Here is a 4480-nt window from a genome sequence, read left to right as displayed (position 1 = left end):
AAGTGCGCTTCCAGAGCTTGGGCGCCGGCGGGGTCGAGGTTGAGGGTTTCGTCGACCATGGTCCGGGCGTGCTGCCATGACAGGGTTCCTGTCTGGAGGGCGGCCAGGGTCAGGGGCAGGGCGGTGGTGAGCCGGCGGGAGGTGGAGAGGAATGTTGCGGCGTTCGGTTCGCTGACGGTCAGGATGCAGGCGAGCTCGGTGATGGCGGCCATTTCGTGGGCCGTGTTCTCCTGCGGGGACGCGTCGGGCGGGGTCAGCGCCGTTGTGGCGTCCGTGTATTCCGCGGCGGTGAGGACTTTGAACGCGGCGGTGCTTGCTTCGAGCCGGGAGATCGCGGCGAGGCGGTCCAGGGAGCCGTCGACACCGTGGCGCAGCGGATCCGGCCCGGCAGGTTCCTCACGCTGCCGGCGGCGAAGTTCGGCCAGCACGGCAACGGCAGCCACTACGGCCTCAAACGCCGCATCCGCCGACCCAGGGGTTGCTGACACCGCGGCAGCCGGGCCGGCATCCGCCGACACCGCCCCTGCTGACCGCTCCTGCGCCGCTGTGCTTTCCATACCTCCATCATGTCGAGGGGGTACGACAATTAGACCGGCAGAGTGGCCGTCCTCAAGAAGAATGTCGAGAAAGTTCTGGGCGGGCGCAGTAACCGCTCAGGCGGACCCTGCCCCGGCCTGGACTCTCTCGAATAAACCGCCCCGCTTACACCCGGCCCAGAGCGTCGATGTCCTCCAGGAAGTCCTGGTGGACCTCTGCGCTGACCGTGGTCCGCGTCTCGCCGATGGCGTTCAGGTAATCCTCCGTGGAGGGCCCCTTCCTAACCGCCTCCCGAACTGAAACGCTGCCGCCCGAAGCCGCGCCGCCGTCGTCGTACACTGCCTTTTCCAGTGCACGCTGGGAGGCGCTGCGGGCGGCATACTCAATGTCCGCGGGCGAGAACCCTTCGGTGCGCTCCACCAGGAGTTCCACATCGACGTCGTCCACCACGGCGGCCGGGATGAAGCGCTGCCACATGGCTTCGCGGGCCTGGCGGTCGGGGAGGCCGATGGGGATGACGTAGTCGAACCGGCCGTGGCGCAGGAACGCGGTGTCCAACGCCCGGATGAAGTTGGTGGCGCAGACAAGCAGGCGGCCGGGCTGTTCACGGAAGGCCGGGATGATTTTCAGCAGCTCGTTCGTGACGCCCTGCAGCGGCGACGGCGGTTCGCCCGACCGCTGGGAGGCGATCTCCTCCACTTCGTCGATAAACACCACGCAGTGCTCCAGCTCGGCGATCTCCAGGAACGTCTCGCGCAGCGCGCCGGCAAGCCCCTTGGGATCGGAGGCAAGGCGTGACGGGAAAACCTCCACAAACGGCCACTCCAGCCGGGACGCGATCGCCTTCGCAAAGGTGGTTTTGCCGGTCCCCGGAGGACCAAACAACACCACGGCGCGCGGCGGCACCACACCGTATTCGTCCGCGAGATCGGCCTCAGCCAGCGGCAGGACCAGGCGCCGTTCCAGAAGCTCCTTCTCCTTCCGCATGCCGGCCACGTTTTCCCACAGGTCCCGCGCCAGGATCCGGCCGCCCAGCTGGCCCAGCGCACCGAGCTCCTGCCGCTGAACGGGAATGGTCCGCTCGAAATACCGCAGGTTCTTCTTCAGCGCGAAACCGCGGCTGAGGAACGCCTCCACCCGGGTTTCGGCCTCGGGCATCAGCGCAGAAAGCTTGTTCAGGCCGTGCGGGGCCATGCGGTTTTCGACGGCGGCGAGCAGCGACGTGCCGATGCCCCGGCCGCGGTATTCGGGCAGCGTGGCCAGGAAAACAATCCACCCCTGATCGTGGGCGGCGCGTCCGACAGCGGCGCCCACCACCATGTCACCCTGCACCGCCACCACGGCATGGTCCTTTTCGCAGGAAGCCAGGACCTCGGACAGGGCATAAACGGGCTCCACGTTGGAGGCCTTGAGGGTCTCCCACAGGTGCAGGATCCCGTCCAGGTCCGCTGAGTGGAAATCCCTGATCCGCCAGTTGGTCATGCCGTGTCTCCCGGGTGGTTCGTCGTTGAACTGCAGGTCGTAAGGTGCACAGTGCAGCGCCGTGGGGCGCTCTGCTGAGCATAAGCGATCTGCCCGCGACGAAGGGTTGCGGGAGCGTTGCGTTACGCCGCTGGTTCCGGGCTACAGCTTTGCGGCGTCCTCGCCCTTGGAACCCTTCCACAGATGGTGGGTCCGGTGGCTTCCGTCCGAATGCACCACCAGGACCGGGCAGGCAGCATGTGAAACGCAGGCTGAACTCACCGACCCCAGATGCATGCCCATGATTCCTCCCTGCCCGCGGCGGCCGACCACCAGCAGGGCCGCGTCCGCTCCGGCCTCGACGAGTTTGGCCGGCGCGGGACCACGGACCAGCTCCTGGCTGAGGTTCGCAGGCGCATCCGGGCCGAACGCCTTGCCGAGCGCCTCGGCCAGTGTCTTCGCTGCGGCCGCCTCGAAGGCGTCAGAGTCGGGCGGAACATATCCGGCGTAGATCTGGGGGAAGTTCCAGCAAGCCACCGCGTGAATCCGGGCGTCGAGGGCGGGTGCCAGCCGTGCCGCGAGACGCAGCGCCTGCACTGAGGAATCCGAGCCGTCCACACCCACAACAATCTTTGCTTCTGTATTGTCCATCGAGGCACTCCTTCAAGAGCCTAGATACTTCTCTAAAAATGGCAGCGAACGACGGCGGCAATCCGGTTTCGAGCGAACGGAACCGGATTGCCGCCGTCGTAGTCTCGCTGGGTCAGACCTTGACGGGAACCGGATGGACCTCATCCGCGGGGTGCCCGGCACGCTCATGGATACGCCGTACAGCATCCGCCGACGGGGCCTCCGACAAGCAGTAAACCAAGCCCGACTCCGGATCGGCCCAAGCAGATTTGAAGTCAACCTTCTCGTCACTTTGGATCGCGAGATCGGCGTTGTGCGCTTCCATAAGGGCTTCCTGAGTGATTCCAACCATGTTCCGATGAACATCCATGAATTCCGGCATGGTGCCAATGCTCCTTAACTAGGTTTCGCCGTTGAAACAGCAGGATGAGCCTGACGCTAGACCCGGGCATCAGGCCCGTCAAGAGGCGGACGGAGGCATGTGCAAAAGGGAGTTTGCTGGCCGTTTCGGCGGCTAGATCCCCAGCGTGGCCAGGGTGCTCCGCAGCGTGTCGGCGGAGTGCTGAAGGGCGGCGAGTTCGCCGTCATCCATCGGCGTGGAAAGGATACGGTGCACCCCGCCGCGGCCCACGACGCTGGGGAGGGACAATGCCACCCCGGTGATTCCGTAGGGGCCATCGAGCACGGTGGAAACAGGAAGCACAGCGTTCTCGTCCCGGAGGAGGGCCTCCACGATCCGCGCCCCGGACAAGCCGATGGCATAGTTGGTTGCCCCCTTGCCGGCGATGACCTTGTACGCCGCCTGTGTCACTTCACGGGCGGTCTCGTCGAGGTAGTCGGGGGTGAAGACCCGCTGGCCGTCTTCTTCCCAGTCGCGGATGGGGACCGGCCCGATCGTGGCGCCCGACCACACCGGAAACTCGGTATCGCCGTGCTCGCCCACCATGCTGGCGTGGACACTGGCCACGGCGACACCGGCGCGCCGGGCCAGCAGCCACCGCAGCCGCGACGTATCCAGCACGGTGCCGGAGGAAAAGACGCGTTCCGATGGCAGACCGGAAATCTTCTGGGCCGCTACCGTCAGGACATCGCAGGGGTTGGTGACCAGGACATAGACGGCGTCCGGGGCGTGCTGAAGCAGCTGCGGCATGAGCTGTTCGAGAATGCGGACGTTCGTCCCGGCAAGGTCCAGCCGCGTCTGGCCAGGGGCCTGCTTCGCGCCCGCAGTGATAACTACGACGTCGGCGCCTTCAGTCACGGCGATGTCGCCGCCTCCCGTGACTGTTGCCGCCACCGCGGCGAACTGGGTGCCGTGCGCGAGGTCCAGGACCTCCGCCTCCGCTTTAAGGGCGTTGACGTCAAACAGTGCGACGTTGCCGGCGGAGCCCCGGATCAGGGCCGCATAGGCCAGTGAGGTGCCCACGCTTCCGGCTCCCACAATGGCAAGTTTGGATCCTGGCATGAGCTACCTCTTCCCCGGTTCCCGGAGCTGCGGGAGCTCCGGGAACCGCGCTGATGGTTGTCCGCAATTGCCTCATGCTATCGATTCGTGAGTGGCGGCACACCAGGGGCCGCACACCAAGGGCGGCACCCAGGTTCTGTGACTACGGAACCCAGGTGCCGCCGTCGGGCGTTACTGTGCCTACCTCTTGAAGGTCTCTGCGGGTGGGTTGGCGATGACGGGGGCGGTGCCGGTGAAGCCTTCGCGGGTTTGGGCGATTTCGCGGATGCGGGTCCGGCAGGCGTACCAGCCGAAGACCATCAGCACCGAGGCGATGGCGGTGACGAGCATGGTGAGGGGGGATTCGATGAAGACCATGATCAGGACGCCTGCCAGGAAGAGCAGGGAGAG

Annotated in this window: 4 protein-coding genes and 2 pseudogenes; all 6 read right to left on the bottom strand. The window is 66.0% G+C overall.

Annotated elements, in window-relative coordinates:
- Positions 1-557 (bottom strand): annotated as a pseudogene (locus AB4Y73_RS20315) (HNH endonuclease signature motif containing protein); the annotation flags it as partial.
- A 145-nt stretch (positions 558-702) separates the two neighbouring features.
- Positions 703-2019: an ATP-binding protein gene (locus AB4Y73_RS20310; protein WP_441874479.1), complete on the bottom strand. Its 1317-nt coding sequence runs from the start codon at positions 2017-2019 to the stop codon at positions 703-705.
- A gap of 141 nt (positions 2020-2160) precedes the next feature.
- Positions 2161-2649, bottom strand: coding sequence for a universal stress protein (locus AB4Y73_RS20305; protein ID WP_441874477.1), 489 nt, complete (start codon positions 2647-2649; stop codon positions 2161-2163).
- Between the two features lie 112 nt (positions 2650-2761).
- A complete protein-coding gene (locus AB4Y73_RS20300; protein ID WP_441874475.1) occupies positions 2762-3010 on the bottom strand; it encodes an SCO4226 family nickel-binding protein in 249 nt (82 codons plus the stop codon).
- A 132-nt stretch (positions 3011-3142) separates the two neighbouring features.
- Complete coding sequence (locus tag AB4Y73_RS20295; RefSeq protein ID WP_441874473.1) at positions 3143-4090, bottom strand: L-lactate dehydrogenase; 948 nt, start codon at positions 4088-4090, stop codon at positions 3143-3145.
- Between the two features lie 180 nt (positions 4091-4270).
- Positions 4271-4480: pseudogene (locus AB4Y73_RS20290) on the bottom strand (amino acid permease); the annotation flags it as partial.

The organism is Pseudarthrobacter sp. TAF60_1 (genome assembly GCF_052113505.1).
Classification (GTDB): domain Bacteria; phylum Actinomycetota; class Actinomycetes; order Actinomycetales; family Micrococcaceae; genus Arthrobacter.
The sequence above is the reverse complement of the archived record's forward strand: the minus strand, read 5'-3'. Positions and strand labels throughout refer to the sequence as shown.